Source organism: Streptomyces flavofungini, assembly GCF_030388665.1.
GTDB lineage: Bacteria > Actinomycetota > Actinomycetes > Streptomycetales > Streptomycetaceae > Streptomyces > Streptomyces flavofungini_A.
In genome coordinates this window covers 7,158,468-7,179,194 of the sequence record NZ_CP128846.1, presented here as the reverse complement: position 1 = coordinate 7,179,194, position 20,727 = coordinate 7,158,468, and the positions used below count along the sequence as shown (strand labels likewise).

18 protein-coding genes and 1 pseudogene are annotated in these 20,727 nt (G+C 71.7%); 10 read left to right on the top strand and 9 right to left on the bottom strand.

The features are described 5' to 3' along the window. Window positions 1-119 precede the first annotated feature (119 nt). The 4 genes and pseudogenes from QUY26_RS30715 (at window position 120) to QUY26_RS30700 (ending at window position 4,059) form a co-directional block, all read left to right on the top strand. Window positions 120-892, top strand: a pseudogene (locus QUY26_RS30715) (aminoglycoside N(3)-acetyltransferase). 225 nt (window positions 893-1,117) lie between these two features. Further along, window positions 1,118-2,044, top strand: coding sequence for an ABC transporter ATP-binding protein (locus QUY26_RS30710; protein ID WP_289952406.1), 927 nt, complete (start codon window positions 1,118-1,120; stop codon window positions 2,042-2,044). An 89-nt stretch (window positions 2,045-2,133) separates the two neighbouring features. Then, window positions 2,134-2,904 carry an ABC transporter permease gene (locus QUY26_RS30705; RefSeq protein ID WP_289952403.1) on the top strand — a complete coding sequence of 257 codons (771 nt, stop codon included), beginning with the start codon at window positions 2,134-2,136 and terminating at the stop codon, window positions 2,902-2,904. Between the two features lie 132 nt (window positions 2,905-3,036). Beyond that, window positions 3,037-4,059 carry a COX15/CtaA family protein gene (locus tag QUY26_RS30700; RefSeq protein ID WP_289952402.1) on the top strand — a complete coding sequence of 341 codons (1,023 nt, stop codon included), beginning with the start codon at window positions 3,037-3,039 and terminating at the stop codon, window positions 4,057-4,059. A 62-nt stretch (window positions 4,060-4,121) separates the two neighbouring features. Here the strand turns inward: QUY26_RS30700 and QUY26_RS30695 are convergent, their stop codons facing one another. Together QUY26_RS30695 and QUY26_RS30690 are read right to left on the bottom strand one after the other, a co-directional pair. After that, window positions 4,122-5,204, bottom strand: a complete 1,083-nt coding sequence (locus tag QUY26_RS30695) for an amidohydrolase family protein (RefSeq protein ID WP_289952400.1) — start codon at window positions 5,202-5,204, stop codon at window positions 4,122-4,124. Window positions 5,205-5,305: 101 nt separating this feature from the next. Further along, a complete protein-coding gene (locus tag QUY26_RS30690) occupies window positions 5,306-5,698 on the bottom strand; it encodes a hypothetical protein (RefSeq protein ID WP_289952399.1) in 393 nt (130 codons plus the stop codon). Window positions 5,699-5,824: 126 nt separating this feature from the next. Here QUY26_RS30690 and QUY26_RS30685 point away from each other — a divergent pair, with 126 nt between their 5' ends. Next, window positions 5,825-6,967 (top strand): AMP-binding protein, encoded by a 1,143-nt coding sequence (locus tag QUY26_RS30685; RefSeq protein ID WP_289952398.1) that lies wholly within the window; start codon window positions 5,825-5,827, stop codon window positions 6,965-6,967. A gap of 58 nt (window positions 6,968-7,025) precedes the next feature. Here QUY26_RS30685 and QUY26_RS30680 read toward each other — a convergent pair whose 3' ends face one another. Further along, window positions 7,026-7,979 (bottom strand): heme o synthase, encoded by a 954-nt coding sequence (locus QUY26_RS30680; protein WP_289952396.1) that lies wholly within the window; start codon window positions 7,977-7,979, stop codon window positions 7,026-7,028. Between the two features lie 390 nt (window positions 7,980-8,369). Between QUY26_RS30680 and tkt the strand changes: the two genes are divergently transcribed. From tkt to pgl, 5 genes are read left to right on the top strand one after another with little or no spacing between them, the layout of a single operon-like run. Beyond that, window positions 8,370-10,478 (top strand): transketolase, encoded by a 2,109-nt coding sequence (tkt, locus tag QUY26_RS30675; protein ID WP_289952394.1) that lies wholly within the window; start codon window positions 8,370-8,372, stop codon window positions 10,476-10,478. A 34-nt stretch (window positions 10,479-10,512) separates the two neighbouring features. Then, window positions 10,513-11,661, top strand: coding sequence for a transaldolase (tal, locus tag QUY26_RS30670; RefSeq protein WP_289952392.1), 1,149 nt, complete (start codon window positions 10,513-10,515; stop codon window positions 11,659-11,661). A 4-nt stretch (window positions 11,662-11,665) separates the two neighbouring features. Beyond that, window positions 11,666-13,189 (top strand): glucose-6-phosphate dehydrogenase, encoded by a 1,524-nt coding sequence (gene zwf / locus QUY26_RS30665; protein ID WP_289952389.1) that lies wholly within the window; start codon window positions 11,666-11,668, stop codon window positions 13,187-13,189. Continuing rightward, window positions 13,186-14,253, top strand: coding sequence for a glucose-6-phosphate dehydrogenase assembly protein OpcA (opcA, locus tag QUY26_RS30660; protein ID WP_289952388.1), 1,068 nt, complete (start codon window positions 13,186-13,188; stop codon window positions 14,251-14,253). Before zwf ends, opcA begins: the two co-directional genes overlap by 4 nt. Continuing rightward, window positions 14,250-15,074: a 6-phosphogluconolactonase gene (gene pgl, locus QUY26_RS30655; protein ID WP_289952386.1), complete on the top strand. Its 825-nt coding sequence runs from the start codon at window positions 14,250-14,252 to the stop codon at window positions 15,072-15,074. Before opcA ends, pgl begins: the two co-directional genes overlap by 4 nt. Before the next feature lie 64 nt (window positions 15,075-15,138). Here pgl and QUY26_RS30650 read toward each other — a convergent pair whose 3' ends face one another. The 6 genes from QUY26_RS30650 to tpiA all read right to left on the bottom strand — a co-directional run bounded on the left by QUY26_RS30650 (window position 15,139) and on the right by tpiA (window position 20,726). Further along, the gene (locus QUY26_RS30650; protein ID WP_289952384.1) at window positions 15,139-15,579 is read right to left on the bottom strand and encodes an MmpS family transport accessory protein; all 441 of its coding nucleotides are present in this window, start codon (window positions 15,577-15,579) and stop codon (window positions 15,139-15,141) included. Between the two features lie 146 nt (window positions 15,580-15,725). Further along, window positions 15,726-17,429, bottom strand: a complete 1,704-nt coding sequence (pgi, locus tag QUY26_RS30645; protein ID WP_289952382.1) for a glucose-6-phosphate isomerase — start codon at window positions 17,427-17,429, stop codon at window positions 15,726-15,728. A 73-nt stretch (window positions 17,430-17,502) separates the two neighbouring features. Next, window positions 17,503-18,759, bottom strand: a complete 1,257-nt coding sequence (locus QUY26_RS30640) for an MFS transporter (RefSeq protein ID WP_289952381.1) — start codon at window positions 18,757-18,759, stop codon at window positions 17,503-17,505. A gap of 222 nt (window positions 18,760-18,981) precedes the next feature. After that, entirely contained in the window at window positions 18,982-19,317 is a 336-nt protein-coding gene (locus QUY26_RS30635) for an RNA polymerase-binding protein RbpA (RefSeq protein ID WP_003957010.1), read from the bottom strand. A gap of 251 nt (window positions 19,318-19,568) precedes the next feature. Then, the gene (gene secG, locus QUY26_RS30630; RefSeq protein ID WP_030358806.1) at window positions 19,569-19,799 is read right to left on the bottom strand and encodes a preprotein translocase subunit SecG; all 231 of its coding nucleotides are present in this window, start codon (window positions 19,797-19,799) and stop codon (window positions 19,569-19,571) included. Window positions 19,800-19,940: 141 nt separating this feature from the next. Then, a complete protein-coding gene (gene tpiA, locus QUY26_RS30625; RefSeq protein WP_289952275.1) occupies window positions 19,941-20,726 on the bottom strand; it encodes a triose-phosphate isomerase in 786 nt (261 codons plus the stop codon). Between the last annotated feature and the right edge of the window lies 1 nt (window position 20,727).

Here is a 20,727-nt window from a genome sequence, read left to right as displayed (position 1 = left end):
GTCCGGATCACTGTTCGGTGCCGTGCATCACTTAGGCATACCTAAGCTGACCTGCGGAAACGATCTTTGCCGGATCAGTTCGGTGGCGTGTCCCCGGACCGCCGGGGACACTCCGGGGCGTGCCCGCACCTCCTCTCACCGGCCCGTTGTGCCCCCGTGAGTCGATCGCGGACGAGCTGCGCGCGCTCGGTGCGCGTCCCGGCGAGACGCTGCTCGTGCACACCTCGCTCAGCTCGCTCGGCCGGGTGGACGGCGGCGCCGAGGCCGTCGTCCTCGCGCTGTTCGACTGCCGGGGGGGGAGAGCCGCCGGTGCCCGCCTCCTGGTGGCCCGTCATCCGCGCCACGATGCCCGCCTACGACCCGCGCACCGCCCGCACCCGGGGCGTCGGCGACGTCCCCGAGACCGTGCGCGCCTGGCCAGGCGCCGTCCGCAGCGTCCACCCGCAGACGTCCTTCGCCGCGTCGGCCCCCGCGCGAAGGCCCTCATGGACGGCCACGCGCTCGACTGCCGCCTCGGCGAGCGCGGTCCGCCGGCCGCCCTGGAGCGGGCCGGAGCGCGGGCGCTGCTCCTGGGGCGGGCTTCGACTCCTGCACGGCCTTCCATCCGGCCGAGTACCGGCTTCCGGCGCCGCCCGTCGCGAACTCCTTCGCCGTCATGACGGACGAGGGCCGCCGCTGGACGACGGCGCGCGAGCCCGCCATCAGCGTGGACCGCTTCGACGAGCTGGGCACCGCCTTCGAGCGGGAGCGGGCGGTGGCGCGGGGCCGGGTGGGGGCGGCGACGGCGCGGCTCTTCCCGCTGGCGGATGCGGTGGCGTACGCGCAGGAGTGGCTGGCGGAGCACCGGCCCCGTACCGCCGACGCGGAGTCCGGCGGGGCCCCGGTGTCGTGATCATGAGCTTGCGCGCGGCCAGTTCGGTGGTCTCGGTGGTGTGCTCGGCGATGCCGATCACGTCATCGAGGCTGCGCCCGGGACGCGCCCGGACCGGACCGAACAAGTCCCCTTCCGACCGGCCCAGGGCCCGGCCCGACCGGGGCGAAGGGCCCGCCCGCCCCGTCCTGACCCCCTGCGGCCCCCCTGGCCGTGGACGCCGCGACCCTCTCTAGACTTCCCGGCATGGGAACTGAGTCCGTCGTCCAGGCCGTGGGCCTGGTCAAGCGGTACGGAAAGAAGACCGCGGTGGACGGCCTCGACCTCGACGTCCGCGCGGGCGCCGTCACCGCCGTCCTCGGCCCGAACGGGGCCGGCAAGACCACCACGATCGAGACCTGCGAGGGCTACCGCAGGCCGGACGCGGGCGAGGTCCGCGTCCTCGGCCTCGACCCGGTCCGGGAGGCCGCCGCGCTGCGGCCCCGCATCGGCGTGATGCTCCAGTCCGGCGGCGTCTACTCCGGCGCCCGCGCCGACGAGATGCTGCGCCACGTCGCGAAGCTGCACGCGCACCCCCTCGACGTCGACGCCCTCGTCGAACGCCTCGGCCTCGACTCCTGCGGCCGCACCACCTACCGGCGCCTCTCCGGCGGCCAGCAGCAGCGCCTCGCGCTCGCCATGGCCGTGGTCGGACGGCCCGAGCTCGTCTTCCTCGACGAGCCGACCGCGGGCCTCGACCCGCAGGCGCGCCGGGCCACCTGGAGCCTCGTGCGCGACCTGCGCGCCGACGGCGTCTCGGTGATCCTCACCACCCACCACATGGACGAGGCCGAGGAACTCGCCGACGACGTCGCCATCATCGACGCGGGCAAGGTCATCGCACAGGGCAGCCCCGACGAGCTGTGCCGGGGCGGCGCCGAGAACACCCTGCGCTTCACCGGCCGCCCCGGACTCGACGTCGGCTCCCTCCTCAAGGCGCTGCCCCCGGACTCCGCCGCCGCCGAACTCACCCCCGGCGCCTACCGCGTCAGCGGCACCGTCGACCCCCAGCTGCTCGCCACCGTCACCTCCTGGTGCGCGCAGCACGGCGTCATGCCGGACCGGATCTCGGTCGAACGCCACACCCTCGAAGACGTGTTCTTGGAACTCACCGGCAAGGAGTTGCGCTCATGACGCAGGCCCACGCGTCTTTCGGCCGGGGGTCCGGGGGGCGCCCCCCCGGGAAGACACAGCCTGGAACTCACGGGCAAGGAGCTGCGCGGATGAGCGCCGCCGGTACGTACGCGCCGAAGCCGGGCGCCGCCCCGCTCCCCCGCATGATCGCCGCGCAGGCCGCGCTCGAGACGAGGATGCTGCTGCGCAACGGCGAACAGCTGCTGCTCACCGTCGTCATCCCGACGCTCCTGCTCGTCCTGTTCAGCGCGGTCGACATCGTCGACACGGGCGAGGGCAAGGCGGTCGACTTCCTGGCCCCGGGCGTCCTCGCGCTCGCCGTGATGTCGACGGCCTTCACCGGGCAGGCCATCGCCACGGGCTTCGAGCGGCGCTACGGCGTGCTCAAGCGCCTCGCCGCGTCACCGCTGCCGCGCTGGGGCCTGATGACGGCCAAGACCTTGTCGGTGCTCGTCACCGAGGTCCTCCAGGTCGCGCTGCTCACGGCGATCGCCTTCGCGCTCGGCTGGTCGCCGCACGGCAACCCGTTCGCGGTGCTGCTGCTCCTGGTCCTCGGCACGGCCGCCTTCTCCGGCCTCGGCCTGCTCATGGCAGGAACGCTCAAGGCGGAGGCGACGCTGGCCGCCGCCAACCTGGTCTTCCTGCTCCTGCTCGTCGGCGGCGGTGTCATCGTGCCGCTCGAGAAGTTCCCCGGCGCCGTCGAGTCGGTGCTCGGCCTGCTGCCGATCTCGGCGCTCTCGGACGGGCTGCGGGACGTGCTCCAGGACGGGGCCGCGATGCCGTGGGCGGACCTCGGGATCCTGGCGGTGTGGTCGGTGCTCGGGCTCGGCGCGGCGGCGCGGTTCTTCCGCTGGGAGTAGCGGGGAGCAGGCGGACCACCGCGCGGACGCGGCCGGGAGCCGACGGCGAAGTGGCACCCGCCGGCGTAACCTGCGCCACAAATGGACCGGATACGTCCCCCTCGTGAAGGCGTGCACAAGCGGCCTTCTACGATGGGGCCCGTGCCAAACGTGACCCGAGCCGACGCCGCTCGATTCGTGCGCAATCCGCTCGCCTTCATCGCCGAGCGCTGGACCCCGACGCAGCGGACCGTGCAGCGGGCGGCTCTGATCTCGCTCGTGATGACGGTGGTCATCGTGGTCACCGGTGGCGCCGTCCGCCTGACCGGCTCCGGGCTCGGCTGCCCGACCTGGCCCAAGTGCACCGACGAATCCCTCACCGCGACCAGCGAGATGGGCGTCCACGGCGTCATCGAGTTCGGCAACCGCATGCTCACGTACGTGCTGTGCGCCGCCGTCGGCTGGGCCATCATCACCATGCGCGCGCAGAAGCCCTGGCGGCGCAGCCTGACCCGGTACGGCTGGGCGCAGTTCTGGCTGGTCATGGGCAACGCGGTGCTCGGCGGCATCGTCGTGCTCGTCGGCCTCAACCCGTACACCGTCGCGGCCCACTTCCTGCTCTCCACCGCCCTGATCGCGGTCGCCACGGCCACCTGGCAGCGCACGCGTGAGGGCGACGACGAGCCCCGTCCGCTCGTCGGCAAGGCCGTCGCCCAGCTGGTGTGGGTCCTGACCGGCGTCACGGTGCTGCTCATCGCGGTCGGCACGGTCGTCACCGGTGCGGGCCCGCACGCGGGCGACTCCAGCGACGTGCCGCGCATGAACGTCGGTGCCGTGGGCCTGGACTGGGAGGGCGTCACCAAGCTGCACGCCGTGCTGGCCTGGATCGTGGTGACGCTGACGTTCGCCCTGTGGTTCGTCCTGAAGGCGGTGGACGCCCCGCGCGGCCCGCTGAACCGCACGCGCGACCTCTTCCTGATCCTGCTCGCGCAGGGGCTCGTGGGCTACATCCAGTACTTCTCCGACCTCCCCGAGGTCCTGGTCGCCGCCCACATGCTGGGCTCCTGCCTGGTCTGGATCGGAGTGGTGCGGGTGCTGCTCTCGCTGCGCGAACGCCCGCACACCACCGTGGACGTACCGCGGCCGGTGTCGTCGGACCAGCTCACGTCGGCCTGATCAGGCGCCGGTCGAGCTGATCCGGCGCCGGGCCCGTGCCGCGAAGGTCCACCGGACAGGCCCTAGTCGAGCCCGTACACGCGGCGCGCGTTCCCCGCCGCGATCAGACCCGCCACCCGTTGCGCGTCCGTCAGCGACCACGCGCCCTCCGCCACCCACGTCCCGACCACCCGCCCCAGCGCCTCCCGGAACAGCTGGGCCCCCACCACGTGCAGCTCGGGCAGCCCCTGCGCGCCGCTGGAGAACAGCAGCTTGCCGAAGGGTGCGAGCTCCAGGATCTCGGCGAGGACGGCGGTCGCGCGCGCCCCCGTCCTGACGAGGGCGGAGCCCAGGTCGGCGTACACGTGCGGGAAGACGCCCGCGAGGTGGGCCGCCGCGCGGTGGTGCGGATAGCCGTGCAGGAGCACCAGGTCGGTGCCGAGCCCGGCGGTGGCGCGGGCGAAGTCGCCGAAGGAGCACTGCGGGTCGGCGGCGCCGGTGTGCAGTTGCAGGGGCAGGCCGGAGGCGACCGCGATCCACAGCAGGTGCCGGAGCAGCACCGGGTCGGCGAGTTCGCCGCCCACCTGCCGCCCGGCCAGCCAGCGTCCGGCCGCGCCGCGCACCTCGCCGGGACCCGGCGGTTCGCAGGCGAGGGCATCGCCCGCGCGCACCCCGGCGACGGAGGAGAACGCGACGGCTCCGTGCGCGGCGCCGTGCACGGACTCGGCGAGGTTGGCGAGGAAGGAGTCGACGGTACCCGAGGTGTCGGCGACCTGCTCGGCCAGTAATTCCAGGCGGACGATCTCGCGGGCCTCGGCGCCGCCCGTCGAGGCCAGCTCACCGGGGCCGGTCAGGTCCCCGGGCAGGCCGGTGTCGACCAGGTACGTCGTGATCCCGCTGCCGCGAAGGAGCCGCCGTCCGGCCTCCAGGACGCCGAGTTCACGGCGGCGCGCGAGATAGCGGGCCGGCGGGCAGTGCGGGTCGAGGCCGAGCAGCGGCGGACACCAGCGGCGCACGGCGAAGCCGGTCTGGGTGTCGAAGAAGGTGGTGCCGGGGGCGGGCGGGCCCTCGCCCCGGCCGAGGTGGGCCTCGAAGGTGCCGAGCCCCAGCTCCGTGCGCAGGACGCCGTGGCAGTGCTGGTCCACCAGGGACGGGGTTTCGATCATCCTGGCTCCCAGACGTGGACCGTGTTCCTACGGTCCTAACGGGTGACCCCGGTGTCAGGTGTTGCTCACCGGGTCACACCGTGCCCGCCCCGCGCGTGTCGTCAGCCGCCCGAGGGGCTGCCGATCTGGATGCCCGCCATGCGCTTCCACTCGTACGGTCCCGTCGTCACCTTGGCCGCGAAGTCGCCGTCGAAGTCCTCGTGGACGGTGATCCCGGCCTTCTCCACGGCGCTCGTCGCGATGGCGTGGCTCGGCGCGACGAGGTCGCCCCAGCCGCCGTCCTCGCCGACGAGCACGATCCGCGCGCCCCGCTCGCCGATGTACGCGACCTGGCCCTCCGCGCCGCCGTGTGCCCGCGCGAACGCGCCGATCTCCTTGGCCAGCTTGGCGGCCCTGCGCTCGGCACGGGCGGCCTCCTTGGCGGCCTTCGCCGCCGAGCCGCCGTCGCCGCCGTCCGGGGCGCCCTGCTCCGTCACCTGCTCCGTGTCTGCCATGGCACAGGATGCTACCGACGGGTAGATCATTCGGCGACGCCCGGGTGGCGTGGTCTCGGCCACGCACGCGCCGGGGGCTCGCACGCCCGTTCCGCCCGGTGCCGCCCCGTGGTAGGACCAGGGGGCATGACCGGACTGCTGATCGGTGAGGTCTTCCGGTCCGCCGCCCGCGCCGTCCCGCACCGCGTGGCCGCGCTGGTCGGCGACCACGCGCTCACCTTCGCGGAGCTGGACGCGGCGGCGGACCGGACCGCCGGGCACCTCTCAGGACACGGAGTGCGGCGGGGCGACCGCGTGGTCTGCCCGGCGGGGGCCTCCCCGGAGACCCTGGCGGCCTTCGCCGGCGCCGCACGGGCCGGAGCGGTGTTCGTGCCGGTCGACCCGGGCGCCGGGGAGGCCCGCCTGGCGGAGGTCGTGCGCGCGGTCGGGCCCCGCCTTGTCCTGGCCGACGCGGCCGGTGCGACGACCGGGGCGCGGCTCGCCGCAGGCGCGGCGGTGCGCCTCCTCGTCCTCACGGACGTGCTGCACGGCCTCCCGGACGGCCCCCAGGGCGCCCCCGAGAAGCACCCGCGCCCCGGCGAGCCACCGCCCCGGGAGGACGACCCCTGCGTGATCGTCGTCACCGACTCCGGCGCTCGCGGGGTCGTCCTCTCGCACCGGGTGTGCGTGCTGCGCACCCACTCCGGCTGCCGCCCGGAGCCATGCACCGTGCTGGTCTGCGGCTTTTCCCCGGGGCAGTGGTCGGCGTGGGCTGCTCTGCTGCGGCAGTGGCAGGCCAGGGGCACCGCGGTGCTCCTGGAACGCCCGGACCCGGTGGCGGTCTGCGCGGCCGTACGGGGACACCGCGCGGAGCGCCTGGTGTGCGCGCCCGGGACCTGGCGGGGCGTCCTGGACACGGCGCCGCACCACCTGGCCACGCTGCGCTTCGCGGACGTCGAGGCGAGCGGGCGGCCCGCCGAACCCGGGCTCCTGGAGGACATCCGGACCGCGACCCCGCACGCCCGGGTGCGCGCCTTCCTCACCTCGCCCGAGACGGGTGACGTCGCCGTCCTCGACCACGCCGACGTCCGCCTGCGGCCGGACAGCTGCGGACTGCCCGCGCCGGGCACCGAGGTGCGGGTGGCGGCGGGCGAGCTGTGGGTGCGGGGGCCCCTGCTGTTCGACGGGTACGCCGACGGGCACGCGAACGGCACGCGGGAGGGCTGGTTTCCCACGGGGCGGCCCGCTGCGGCCGACGACGACGGCCATCTGTACGTGGGCGAGAACTGAGCGGCCCCCCTCGCCGTCGGGGCGAAGGGGGCCGGTCGATGTCAGGAACCGCCGGGGGCTACCGCAGGAAGGGGTCCACCGCGACCGCCACGAACAGCAGCGAGACGTAGGTGATGGACCAGTGGAAGAGGCGCATCTCCTTGAGCTTGCCGCCGGTGACCTCGGCCTTCGCGCGGTTCTGCAGCCCGTGGGCCTCCCACAGCCACCAGCCGCCGGTGGCGAGGGCGACCGCGGTGTAGAACCAGCCGGTGTAGCCGAGGGGCTGCAGCAGCAGGGAGACGGCGACCATCACCCAGCTGTAGACGACGATCTGACGCGCGACGACCTTGTTGGAGGCGATCACCGGGAGCATGGGGACGCCCACGCGCGCGTAGTCCTCCTTGACCCGCATGGACAGCGGCCAGTAGTGCGGCGGCGTCCAGAAGAACATGACGAGGAAGAGGACGATCGGCGCCCACGACATCGAGTTGGTGACGGACGACCAGCCGATGAGGACGGGCAGGCAGCCCGCGATGCCGCCCCAGACGATGTTCTGGGAGGTGCGGCGCTTGAGGATCATCGTGTAGACGACCACGTAGAAGAGCAGCGCCCCGAGCGACAGCCAGGCGGACAGCCAGTTGACGGCGAACCCGAACAGCAGGGTCGAGACGACTGCGAGTGTGATGCCGAAGGCCAGGCACTCGCGGGGGCTGACCATGCCGGTGACGAGCGGCCGCTGCGAGGTGCGCTCCATCAGGGCGTCGATGTCGCGGTCGTACCACATGTTGAGCGCGTTGGCGCCGCCCGCCGACAGGTAGCCGCCGAGGCAGGTGACGAACACCAACGTCAGGTCGGGCACCCCCTGCTCGGCGAGGAACATCACCGGAACGGTGGTGATCAGCAGCAGCTCGATGATCCGCGGCTTGGTCAGCGCCACGAATGCCTTGACTCGGGCCCCGAACGGCCGGTTGATCGGGTTCTGGCTCGTCCCGAGTACCCCCGCTGGACGGGATTCAACGGCCGTCACGCACACCCCTGACAGAGACTCCCAGCAAGCCCTGCGTCGGACGTTCGGACATGAAGATCCGGTAAAGGCTCGCGCGTACCACGCCACTGTAGACGTTGCCCATACCTCGCCCTTCGCGGGGGTGGGTTCGTGTTGAGGGGCCAGACGAGCGGAGTTGGTGGGCGGGTTCGCCCCGGTGTGGACGCCGGTGCGCCAAGCGGATGAGTCGACCAGATGAGCAGTGCCGCATTCACATGGTGAAGAGGGCGGAGGCCTTTCGGGAGGCGGATCCGGACGTGTCCCGGCAGTCTGGAATGACTCGAAAAAATGCACGTTCTCGCAGCGGTAGGCTCGACAGCGGCCGGTGCGATCCATCGCCGCCGGCATTCGACATGTGGAGAGGAGCCCTGACTCAGGGTGAGCACCAAGCCGACCACCACAGACCTCGAGTGGACCGAACTGGACCAGCGGGCTGTCGACACCGTCCGCGTCCTGGCCATGGATTCCGTACAGAAGGTCGGCAACGGCCATCCGGGTACGGCCATGAGCCTCGCGCCCGCCGCGTACACCCTTTTCCAGAAGGTGATGCGGCACGATCCGGCGGACGCCGACTGGACCGGGCGCGACCGTTTCGTGCTGTCCGCGGGCCACTCGTCCCTCACGCTCTACATCCAGCTGTACCTGGCCGGTTTCGGCCTGGAGCTGGACGACCTGAAGGCCTTCCGCACCTGGGGCTCGAAGACCCCGGGCCACCCGGAGTACGGCCACACGGTGGGCGTGGAGACGACGACGGGCCCGCTCGGCCAGGGCGTCGCCAACGCCGTGGGCATGGCGATGGCCGCGCGGTACGAGCGCGGACTGTTCGACCCGGACGCCGCGCCGGGCGAGTCTCCCTTCGACCACTTCATCTACGCCATCGCCGGTGACGGCTGCCTCCAGGAGGGCATCTCCGCCGAGGCGTCCTCGATGGCCGGGCACCAGAAGCTCGGCAACCTGATCCTGCTGTGGGACGACAACCACATCTCGATCGAGGGCGACACCGAGACCGCGATCTCCGAGGACACCGAGAAGCGGTACGAGGCCTACGGCTGGCACGTGCAGCGCGTGGAGCCGAAGGAGAACGGCGACCTGGACCCGGCCGCGCTGTACGCGGCGATCCAGAAGGCCAAGGCGGTCACCGACAAGCCGTCGTTCATCGCGATGCGCTCGATCATCGCCTGGCCGGCCCCGAACGCGCAGAACACCGAGGCCGCGCACGGCTCGGCGCTCGGCGACGAGGAGGTCGCGGCCACCAAGCGCGTCCTCGGCTTCGACCCGGAGCAGTCCTTCGAGGTCGCCGACGAGGTCCTGGCGCACACCCGCAAGGCGCTCGACCGCGGCCAGGAGGCCAAGGCCACGTGGGAGAAGAGCTTCGCCGCCTGGCGCACGCAAGCGCCCGAGCGCGCCGCGGAGTTCGACCGGATCGCCGCGGGCGAGCTGCCCGCGGGCTGGGAGGACCACCTCCCGGTCTTCGAGGCGGGCAAGGGCGTCGCGACGCGTGCCGCCTCCGGCAAGGTCCTGCAGGCGCTCGGCGCGGTGATCCCCGAGCTGTGGGGCGGCTCCGCCGACCTCGCGGGCTCGAACAACACCACGATCGACAAGACGTCGTCGTTCCTCCCCGCGGGCAACCCGCTGCCGGAGGCGGACCCGTACGGCCGCACGATCCACTTCGGCATCCGTGAGCACTCCATGGCCGCGGAGATGAACGGCATCGCGCTGCACGGCAACACCCGCATCTTCGGCGGCACCTTCCTGGTGTTCTCCGACTACATGCGCAACGCCGTGCGCCTGTCGGCGCTGATGCACCTGCCGGTGACGTACGTGTGGACGCACGACTCCATCGGCCTCGGCGAGGACGGCCCGACGCACCAGCCGGTGGAGCACCTGGCCTCGCTGCGCGCGATCCCGGGCCTGAACGTCGTCCGCCCGGCCGACGCGAACGAGACGGCCGTCGCCTGGCGCGAGATCCTCAAGCGCTACACCAAGGTGTTCGGCAAGGGCGCCCCGCACGGTCTGGCGCTGACCCGCCAGGGCGTGCCGACGTACGAGCGCGAGGTCACCGAGGGCGCGGTCAAGGGCGGATACGTGCTGTTCGACGCCGAGGGCGCGGACGGCAAGCCGGCCGAGCCCGAGGTCCTCCTCATCGGCACCGGCTCCGAGGTGCACCTGGCCGTCGAGGCGCGCGAGCAGCTGCAGGCTGCGGGCGTGCCCACGCGGGTGGTCTCGATGCCGTCGGTCGAGTGGTTCGAGGAGCAGGACCAGGGGTACCGGGACTCGGTACTTCCGCCGTCGGTCAAGGCGCGCGTGGCGGTCGAGGCGGGCATCGGTCTGACCTGGCACCGGTTCGTCGGGGACGCGGGGCGCATCGTTTCGCTGGAGCACTTCGGGGCTTCGGCGGACGGCAAGGTCCTCTTCCGCGAGTTCGGGTTCACTGCCGAAGCCGTGGCCGCCGCGGCGCGGGAATCGATCGCGGCCGCTCAGCGCTGACGCCCACATACGACCAAGTAGGAGATGTAATTCCATGACAGACGCACTCAAGCGCCTCTCCGACGAAGGCGTCGCGATCTGGCTGGACGACCTGTCGCGCAAGCGGATCACGTCCGGCAACCTCGCCGAACTCCTCGACGAGCAGCACGTCGTGGGCGTCACGACGAACCCGTCGATCTTCCAGAAGGCGATCTCGTCCGGCGACGGGTACGAGCAGCAGCTCGCCGACCTCGCCGCCCGCAAGGTCACCGTCGAGGAAGCCATCCGCATGATCACGACGGCGGACGTCCGTGACGCCGCCGACATCCTGCGGCCGGTGTTCGACGCGACCGAGGGCCAGGACGGCCGGGTGTCGATCGAGGTCGACCCGCGGCTCGCCCACAACACGCAGGCGACGGTCGCCGAGGCCAAGCAGCTGGCGTGGCTGGTGGACCGGCCGAACACGCTCATCAAGATCCCGGCGACGAAGGCGGGCCTGCCCGCGATCACCGAGGTCATCGGCAAGGGCATCAGCGTGAACGTGACGCTGATCTTCTCCCTCGAGCGCTACCGCGAGGTCATGGACGCCTACCTCGCGGGCCTGGAGAAGGCGAAGGCCGCGGGCCTGGACCTGGCCAAGATCCACTCGGTGGCCTCGTTCTTCGTGTCCCGCGTGGACACCGAGATCGACAAGCGCATCGACGCCCTCGGCACCGGGGGTACCTCCCAGGCTTTCGGCACTGGGGGAGAGGCCAAGGCCGCGCGCGGCAAGGCCGGTCTGGCCAACGCCCGCCTGGCGTACGAGGCGTACGAAGAGGTCTTCTCGTCCGACCGCTGGCTCGCGCTCGACAAGGCGCACGCCAACAAGCAGCGTCCGCTGTGGGCGTCGACGGGCGTGAAGGACAAGGCGTACAAGGACACGCTGTACGTCGACGAGCTCGTCGCCCCGGGCACGGTGAACACCATGCCGGAGGCCACCCTCCAGGCCACCGCCGACCACGGCCGGATCACCGGCAACACGATCGCCGGTACGTACGACCAGTCGCGCGCCGAGATCGAGGCCGTCGAGAAGCTCGGGATCTCCTACGACGAGGTCGTCCAGCTCCTGGAGGACGAGGGCGTCGAGAAGTTCGAGGCGTCCTGGAACGACCTGCTCAAGTCGACCGAGGCGGAGCTCAAGCGCCTCGCACCTTCGGAGGGCTAAGACCTTGTCAAGCAGCAATCCGCTGCGTGACGCCGCGGACCGACGGCTCCCGCGTATCGCGGGGCCGTCGGGCCTGGTCATTTTTGGCGTCACGGGCGATTTGTCCCGTAAAAAGCTGATGCCCGCCGTGTACGACCTGGCCAACCGCGGGCTGCTGCCGCCGGGCTTCTCGCTCATCGGGTTCGCCCGCCGCGAGTGGCAGGACGAGGACTTCGCGCAGGAGGTGCACGACGCGGTCAAGCAGCACGCGCGCACGCCCTTCCGCGAGGAGGTCTGGCAGCAGCTCATCCAGGGCATGCGCTTCGTCCAGGGCAACTTCGACGACGACGAGGCCTTCGAGCAGCTCAAGGCGACCATCCAGGACCTGGACAAGAAGCAGGGCACGGGCGGCAACTTCGCCTTCTACCTCTCCGTGCCCCCGAAGTTCTTCCCGCAGGTCGTCCAGCAGCTCAAGAAGCACGAGCTCGCGGACGCCCCGGAGGGCTCCTGGCGGCGCGCGGTCATCGAGAAGCCCTTCGGGCACGACCTGAAGTCCGCCAAGGAACTGAACGCGATCGTGCACGAGGTGTTCGCCCCGGACCAGGTGTTCCGGATCGACCACTACCTCGGCAAGGAGACCGTCCAGAACATCCTGGCGCTGCGCTTCGCCAACCAGATGTTCGAGCCCATCTGGAATCGGTCGTACGTCGACCACGTGCAGATCACGATGGCCGAGGACATCGGCATCGGCGGCCGCGCCGGGTACTACGACGGCATCGGCGCCGCCCGTGACGTCATCCAGAACCACCTGCTCCAGCTGATGGCGCTGACCGCGATGGAGGAGCCCGCCTCCTTCGACGCGGACGCCCTGGTCGCGGAGAAGGCGAAGGTCCTCGGCGCGGTGAAGCTGCCCAAGGACCTCGGCAAGGACACCGTGCGCGGACAGTACTCCGCGGGCTGGCAGGGCGGCGAGAAGGCCGTCGGCTACCTCCAGGAAGACGGCATCGACCCCAAGTCGAAGACCGACACCTACGCCGCCATCAAGCTCCAGGTGGACAACCGCCGCTGGGCGGGCGTCCCGTTCTACCTGCGCACCGGCAAGCGCCTCGGCCGCCGCGTCACGGAGATCGCGGTCGTCTTCCAGCGCGCGCCGCACTCCCCCTTCGACCACACGGCCACCGAGGAGCTCGGGCAGAACGCGATCGTCATCCGCGTCCAGCCGGACGAGGGCATCACGGTCCGCTTCGGCTCGAAGGTGCCGGGCACGTCCATGGAGATCCGGGACGTGTCGATGGACTTCGCCTACGGCGAGTCCTTCACCGAGTCCAGCCCCGAGGCGTACGAGCGCCTCATCCTGGACGTGCTGCTCGGCGACGCCAACCTCTTCCCGCGCACGGAGGAGGTCGAGCTGTCCTGGAACATCCTCGACCCGATCGAGGAGTACTGGGACCGGCACGGCAAGCCCGCGCAGTACCCGGCCGGTACCTGGGGCCCGGTCGAGGCGGACGAAATGCTCGCACAAGACGGACGGAGCTGGCGTCGGCCATGAAGATCGACCTGACGGACACCACGGCCAGCAAGATCAACAAGGCGCTCGTGCAGGGCCGCCGCGCGATCGGCACCCCGGCCGTCGGCATGGTGCTCACCCTCGTCATCGTCACCGACGAGGAGAACGCCTACGACGCGCTGAAGGCCGCGAGCGAGGCCTCGCGCGAGCACCCCTCGCGCACGCTGGTCGTCATCAAGCGGGTCTCGCGCTCGCCGCGGGACCGTACGACCTCGCGCCTGGACGCCGAGGTCCGGGTCGGCGCGGACGCGGGCACCGGAGAAACGGTCATTCTGCGCCTTTACGGCGAGGTCCTGAACCACGCCCAGTCGGTGGTCCTGCCCCTGCTGCTCCCCGACGCCCCGGTCGTCGCCTGGTGGCCGGTGAACGCGCCGCTGGACCCCGCGAAGGACCCCCTCGGCGCGCTCGCGCAGCGCCGCGTCACGGACACCTACGCCGCCGAGCAGCCCATCCACGAGCTGACCGCCCGCGCCGAGGCCTACCACCCCGGCGACACGGACCTGTCCTGGACCCGCATCACGCCGTGGCGCTCGATGCTGGCCGCGGCCCTGGACCAGGTCTCGTGCGAGGTCACCGCCGCCGCGGTGGACGGCGAGGAGTTCAACCCGAGCGTCGAACTCCTCGCGATGTGGCTGGCCGAGCGGCTCTCCGTGCCGGTCAAGCGCACCGTGTCGCCGGGCCCCGGCCTGACCGGGGTGCGCATGGAGACCAACTGCGGCCCGATCGTGCTCGACCGGGCCGACGGCTCCCTCGCCACCCTGTCCATCCAAGGTCAGCCGGACCGCGCGGTCGCCCTCAAGCGCCGTGAGACGTCCGAGCTGATCGCGGAGGAGCTGCGGCGCCTGGACCCGGACGACACGTACGCGGCCGCGCTGCGCTTCGGCGTGGACCGGCTCGGCGAGGCGGCGTCCGCGGCCGCGGAGTCGGCCGGGGGGGCGGCCGGCGACGGCGCCAAGGACGGCGCCGACGCCAAGGCCGAGTCCGGGTCCGGGGCTGCCAAGAAGGCCTCGGCGAAGGCCCCGGCCAAGAAGGCGGCCGCGAAGTGACGGTGGCTCCGCAGCTCGTCGTGCACCGCGACAAGGAGCTGATGGCGCAGGCCGCGGCGGCCCGCCTGATCACGAAGATCGTCGACGCGCAGGCGGCCCGCGGCTCCGCGTCCGTGGTCCTCACCGGCGGCCGCAACGGCAACGGCCTGCTCGCGGCGCTCAGTTCGGCGCCCGCCCGCGACGCCGTGGACTGGTCCCGCCTCGACCTGTGGTGGGGCGACGAGCGGTTCCTGCCGGAGGGCGACCCCGAGCGCAACTACACGCAGGCCCGCGCGGCCCTGCTCGACTCGGTGCCGCTGGACCCGGCGCGGGTGCACCCCATGCCCGCGTCGGACGGCCCCTACGCCAAGGGAGCCGACGGCGACGGCGCGGATGCGGCGGCCGAGGCCTACGCCGCCGAACTCGCGGCGGCCGCCGGTCCCGAGCACTACCAGTCGGCGGCAGCCGCCGCGGGCGGACCGGTCCCGACGTTCGACGTCCTGATGCTGGGCGTCGGCCCGGACACGCATGTGGCGTCGCTGTTCCCGGAGTCGCCGGCGGTCCGGGAGACGGACCGCACGGTGGTCGGCGTGCACGGCGCGCCCAAGCCCCCGCCCACCCGCATCTCGCTTACCCTCCCGGCGATCCGCTCGGCCCGCGAGGTCTGGCTCCTCGCGGCGGGCGAGGACAAGGCCAAGGCCGCGGCGATCGCCCTCTCCGGAGCGGGCGAGGTCCAGGCCCCGGCAGCGGGCGCGTACGGCCGCGCACGCACGCTGTGGCTCCTGGACGCGGCGGCGGCTTCGCAGCTGCCGCGGGATCTGTATCCGCCGGCGTCGCCCTGACCCCGGCTGTACGCGCCGACGGGCCCCGGTCCTTTCTGGACCGGGGCCCGTCGGCGTGCTGCCGTCAGAAACCGTCACAGGTGGCGGTGGCGAACTTGCCGCTGGCCGTGGCGGTGCGAGTGGTTCCGTCGGCTGTGACCTCGCAGCGGACCTTGCCGCCGGAGGCTCCTGTGGTGACGGCCAGGGTTCCCCCCTTCACGAACCCCTTCGTCTTCTCCTCCTTGCGCCAGGGCAGCTCCACGTCGCTGAGTTGGTTCTGCGAGAGGTCGCCGTCGCTGTAGGTCGAGTAGGTGATCGCGACGTCCTTGGCGTCGCCGGTGACCTCGTACGTGACCGTGATCTCGCGCTTGGTCTCCTTGTCGACCTCGTTCGCGACACCCGCGATCAGCGCCACGCAGCCACCGGCCATCAAAAGGAACACGACCAAGAGCACCCAGGGCCACTTCCGACGCTTCTTCGGCTGCGGCGGCGGTACGGGGGCGGACCATCCTTGCTGCTGCGACATGGCGGCCATGCTTCAGCGGTGACCCGCCCTCTGCCGCCTGGACCGCCTCCGCGTCAGCCATCCGAGTGAAGGCGGATGTTGACGGGGCAGCGCGGGCCAGGCGCCCCGGGCTTCGCAGGCCGGGACGCCACCGGCGAGCCGTGGGATCAACGCCCGCGCAGCTCCCGGTACTTGGCGACCAGCGCCGTCGTGGACGCGTCCAGGCCCGGTACGTCCGCGCCCTCCGTCAGGGCGGGCTCCACGCGCTTGGCGAGGACCTTGCCCAGCTCGACGCCCCACTGGTCGAAGGAGTCGATGTTCCAGACGGCGCCCTGGACGAACACCTTGTGCTCGTACAGCGCGATGAGCTGGCCGAGGACCGACGGGGTCAGCTCGCTCGCGAGGATCGTCGTCGTCGGATGGTTGCCCTGGAACGTCTTGTGGGGCACCAGCTCCTCGGGCACGCCCTCCGCGCGGACCTCGTCGGGCGTCTTGCCGAAGGCCAGCGCCTGTGTCTGCGCGAAGAAGTTGGCCATCAGGAGGTCGTGCTGGGCGACCAGGCCCGGCCGCAGGTCCTCGACCGGCTTCGCGAAGCCGATGAAGTCGGCAGGGATGAGCTTCGTGCCCTGGTGAATGAGCTGGTAGTAGGCGTGCTGCCCGTTCGTGCCGGGCGTGCCCCACACCACCGGACCGGTCTGCCAGCCCACCGGATCGCCGTCGCGGTCCACGGACTTGCCGTTGGACTCCATGTCGAGCTGCTGGAGGTACGCCGTGAACTTGGACAGGTAGTGCGAGTACGGCAGGACGGCGTGCGACTGCGCGTCGTGGAAGTTGCCGTACCAGACGCCGAGCAGGCCGAGCAGCAGCGGCGCGTTCTCCTCGGCGGGCGCCGTGCGGAAGTGCTCGTCGACGAGCCGGAACCCGTCGAGCATCTCGCGGAAGCGGTCCGGGCCGATGGCGATCATCAGGGCGAGGCCGATCGCCGAGTCGTAGGAGTACCGGCCGCCGACCCAGTCCCAGAACTCGAACATGTTGGCCGTGTCGATGCCGAAGTCGGCGACCTTGTCGGTGTTCGTCGACAGGGCCACGAAGTGCTTGGCGACGGCGCTCTCGTCCGCCCGGAGCTGGGTGAGCAGCCAGCTCCGCGCGGAGGTCGCGTTCGTGATCGTCTCGATCGTGGTGAACGTCTTGGAGGCGATGACGAACAGCGTCTCGGCGGCGTCCAGGTCGCGGATCGCCTCGTGCAGGTCGGCGCCGTCCACGTTCGACACGAAGCGGACGGTCAGGTCGCGGTCGGTGAAGGACCGCAGGGCCTCGTACGCCATGGCGGGGCCGAGGTCGGAGCCGCCGATGCCGACGTTGACGATGTTCTTGATGCGCTTGCCGGTGTGTCCGGTCCAGGCGCCGGAGCGGATCTGGTCGGCGAACGCGGACATCTTGTCGAGCACGGCGTGCACGCCCGGCACCACGTTCTCGCCGTCGACCTCGACGGCGGCGCCCGCGGGGGCGCGCAGCGCCGTGTGCAGGACCGCGCGGCCCTCGGTGGTGTTGATCTTCTCGCCGCGGAACATGGCGTCGCGAAGGCCGAAGACGTCCGTCGCCACCGCGAGCTCCCGCAGCAGCGTCAGCGTCTCGTCGGTCACCAGGTGCTTGGAGTAGTCGATGTGCAGGTCGCCCACCCGGAGGGTGTAGCCGGTGCCGCGCGCCGGATCAGCGTCGAACAGCTCCCGCAGCCGCACCTCCCCCAACTGCTCCTTGTGCTTGGCCAGCGCCGTCCATTCGGGCGTCTGATTCAGCTTGGTGCGTCCCGCCCGTCGCCCACCACCGCCCTTGTTCTGAGCGCTCCGTGCGTCCCTCTCAGTTGCGTTCATCTCGGACTTCAGCCTTCTCTCGTACAACCTGAGTACCGTTGCGTTCGCCCCGCTGCCCTCCCAACCTAATTGATCAGCGAGCGGTTCGAGTTGTCTGTCCGCTGTCGGCCGACCTAAGCGCGGGCAGCAGCGCGGTGACGGAGAGCACGAAGAGGACGGCCGCGAGCAGCGCCGGGGTGTTCGCGCCCCACAGGGCCGCCGCGGCCCCGCCGAGCAGCGCTCCGAGGGGCGCCCCGGCGATGGCGAGGGTCCGGAACGCGGAGCTGATCCGGCCCAGCATCTCGGCGGGTCCGCGCTCCTGCATCAGAGTCCTGGTGCTCACGTTCCACACCATGCCCATGACGCCGAACAGGGCCATCGCGGCGACCAGCGCCCCTGTGCTGCGCACCGTGCCCATCACGACGAGCGCGGCGATCTGGGCCGTCCCGGCGACGAGCACGCCGCGGATGCGGCCGAGGCGGCGCGCGAGCCGTCCCGCGAGCACCCCGCCGGCCAGGCTCCCGGCGGCGTAGGCCGTCATCGCCGCCGCGTACCCGCCGCTGCCCGCGTCGAGCCAGCCGGTGACGAGGACGACGAGGGTGGCGATGAGGGCGCCCATGCCCACGTTGCACAGCGCGGTGGCCGCGCACAGGCCGCGCAGCGCCCGGTCCCGCCACAGGGCGCGCAGCCCGTCGGCGATGTCGGAGCGCAGCGTGGCCCCGGCGGGTCTGGGCGGGTGCTCGGGGGCGGGCACCCTGAGGGACGCCACGAGTGCCGCCGCGAGGAGGTAGGTGGCCGCGTCGGCCGCGTACGGCAGGGAGTCGGACGCGGTGAGCAGCAGGGGCACGGCGGGGGCGGCGAGGAGGCCGCCTGCGAGTTGCTGGCCGGTCAGGAGCCGGGCGTTGGCGCTGGCCAGGGCGGTGCGGTCCACGAGGGCGGGCAGGAGGGCCGTGGCGGCGTTGTCGAACAGCGTCTGGAGTGTCGTGAGCACCAGGGCGAGGGCGATGAGCAGCCCGATCGTGGCGTGCCCCGCGGCGACGGCCACGGCGAAGACCGCCACGAGCAGCCCCCGCGCCACGTCCACGGCCCACATGGCCCGCCGCTGGTCCACCCGGTCGGCCACGGCACCCCCGACCAGTCCGAACACCAGCCACGGCAGATAGCCGCAGGCGGTCACCGACACGATGAGCAGCGGGTCGTCGGTGAGGGAAGCGGCGAGCAGCGGCAGCGCGGCCTTGCGCAGCGAGTCCCCGAAGCTGGAGAGCACCGCGGCGCCCCACAGCCGCCCGAACCCACCGCGCCAGGCGACACTTCGCTCGCCCGTCCCGCCCACTTGGACAGCAACCGTCACAACTCCCCCTCCCCACCCCGTGGTTCATCCACGGCACGGCGGTCCCCCGAGGTCTGTGAGGGTTCACCGAGCCACGGTCAAACCGTAGCGGCCACCACTGACATCGAGGTCGGGCGCGGCGCTGACCAGCGGCTTCGACGTGGGAAGCCGACATGTGGCCGCGGCTCGGGAGGGCAGACAGCTCCGGCCGGGCACCCGAGGGTGTCCGGCCGGTCTCAAGTCCTAGATCTCGCCCCGCAGTTTGGCGAGCGCTTCCGCGAGGATGGCCTCGCCGTCCGCGTCGCTGCGCCGCTCGCGCACGTACGCCAGGTGTGTTTTGTACGGCTCGGTGCGCGGCGGGTCCGGGGGGTTGTCCCGGTCCTGGCCCGCCGGAAAGCCGCAGCGGGGGCAGTCCCAGGTGTCGGGGACCTGCGCGTCGCTGGCGAAGCTCGGCTGCGTCTCGTGCCCGTTGGAGCACCAGAAGGAGATGCGCAGCCGCGGCGCGGACTCGCCGCGCTCGGCCTCGCCCATCGGCCCCGCCCCGACCCGGCTTCCCCGGATCGCGTTGCCACTTGCCACGGTCGTAACTCCCTGCGTGATGGTGCTGCCTGTGTCGAACGGCGGCTGCGCCGCGGGGTCGACTGCCGGCTCCGCTGCGGGTGCCTCAGTCTACGTAAGGCCCAACGCGCGTCCAGTGTTGGGAGTTACACCCCACCCCGACACGCAAGCCCCATGATAAGCCGCGCACGGGGGCGCGTACTGAACATGGGGCTATGAGCGGGACAGCGAACAGGACCGCAGCCGAAAGGGCGGGCGGCACCCAACTGCTGTCAGTTGTTGACCTTCATCAGGATGCCGAGCACGACAATGCTCGCGAACCACAGCAGACCGACCACGACCGTGATGCGGTCGAGGTTGCGCTCGGCGACCGAGGAGCCGCCGACGGACGACTGCATGCCGCCACCGAACATGTCGGAAAGGCCGCCGCCCTTGCCCTTGTGCATCAGCACCAGCAGCATCAGCAGCAGGCTGAAGACGATCAGGGCGATCGAGAACCCCATAACCACGGCTGGACCAACTTCCTCGGATCTGAATCGACGACGGGGCCCGAAGCTCTTCGGTGAGCACCATGGCTCAGAGAACAAGCCTCGGACCCCGCAAGGGTACGACGTATCGCGGCTAGCGCATACTCACTGGTCTCGTCACTGGTCGCCGAAGCGAACGATCTTGACGAACTCGTCCGCGTCCAGCGCCGCGCCGCCCACCAGGGCACCGTCGACGTCGGGCTGCGCCATGATGTCGGCGACGTTCTTCGCCTTCACGGAGCCGCCGTACTGGATGCGGACCTTGTCGGCCAGCTCCTGCGAGTACAGCTCGGCGAGGCGGCCGCGGATCGCGCCGCACACCTCCTGGGCGTCCTCGGGGGTGGCGACCTCGCCGGTGCCGATGGCCCACACCGGCTCGTAGGCGATCACGATGGACTCGGCCTGCTCGGCCGGGACGTCCTTGAGGCCGCCGTCGAGCTGGTTCAGCGTGTACTGGACCTGCTGGCCGGCCTTGCGGATGTCCAGGCCCTCACCGACGCACAGGATCGGCGTGATGCCGTGCTTGAAGGCGGCCTTGACCTTGGCGTTGCAGAGCTCGTCGGTCTCGTTGTGGTACTGACGGCGCTCGGAGTGGCCCACGGCCACGTACGTGCACTTCAGCTTGGAGAGCATCGGGCCCGAGATCTCGCCGGTGTAGGCCCCGGAGTCGTGCGCCGAGATGTCCTGGGCGCCGTACTTGATCTTGAGCTTGTCGCCGTCGACCAGGGTCTGCACGGAGCGCAGGTCGGTGAAGGGCGGCAGGACGGCGACCTCGACGGCCTCGTAGTCCTTGTCGGCCAGGGCGAACGCGAGCTTCTGGACGTGCGCGATGGCCTCGAGGTGGTTGAGGTTCATCTTCCAGTTGCCCGCCATGATCGGCGTGCGGGTGGTCTGATTCGTCATG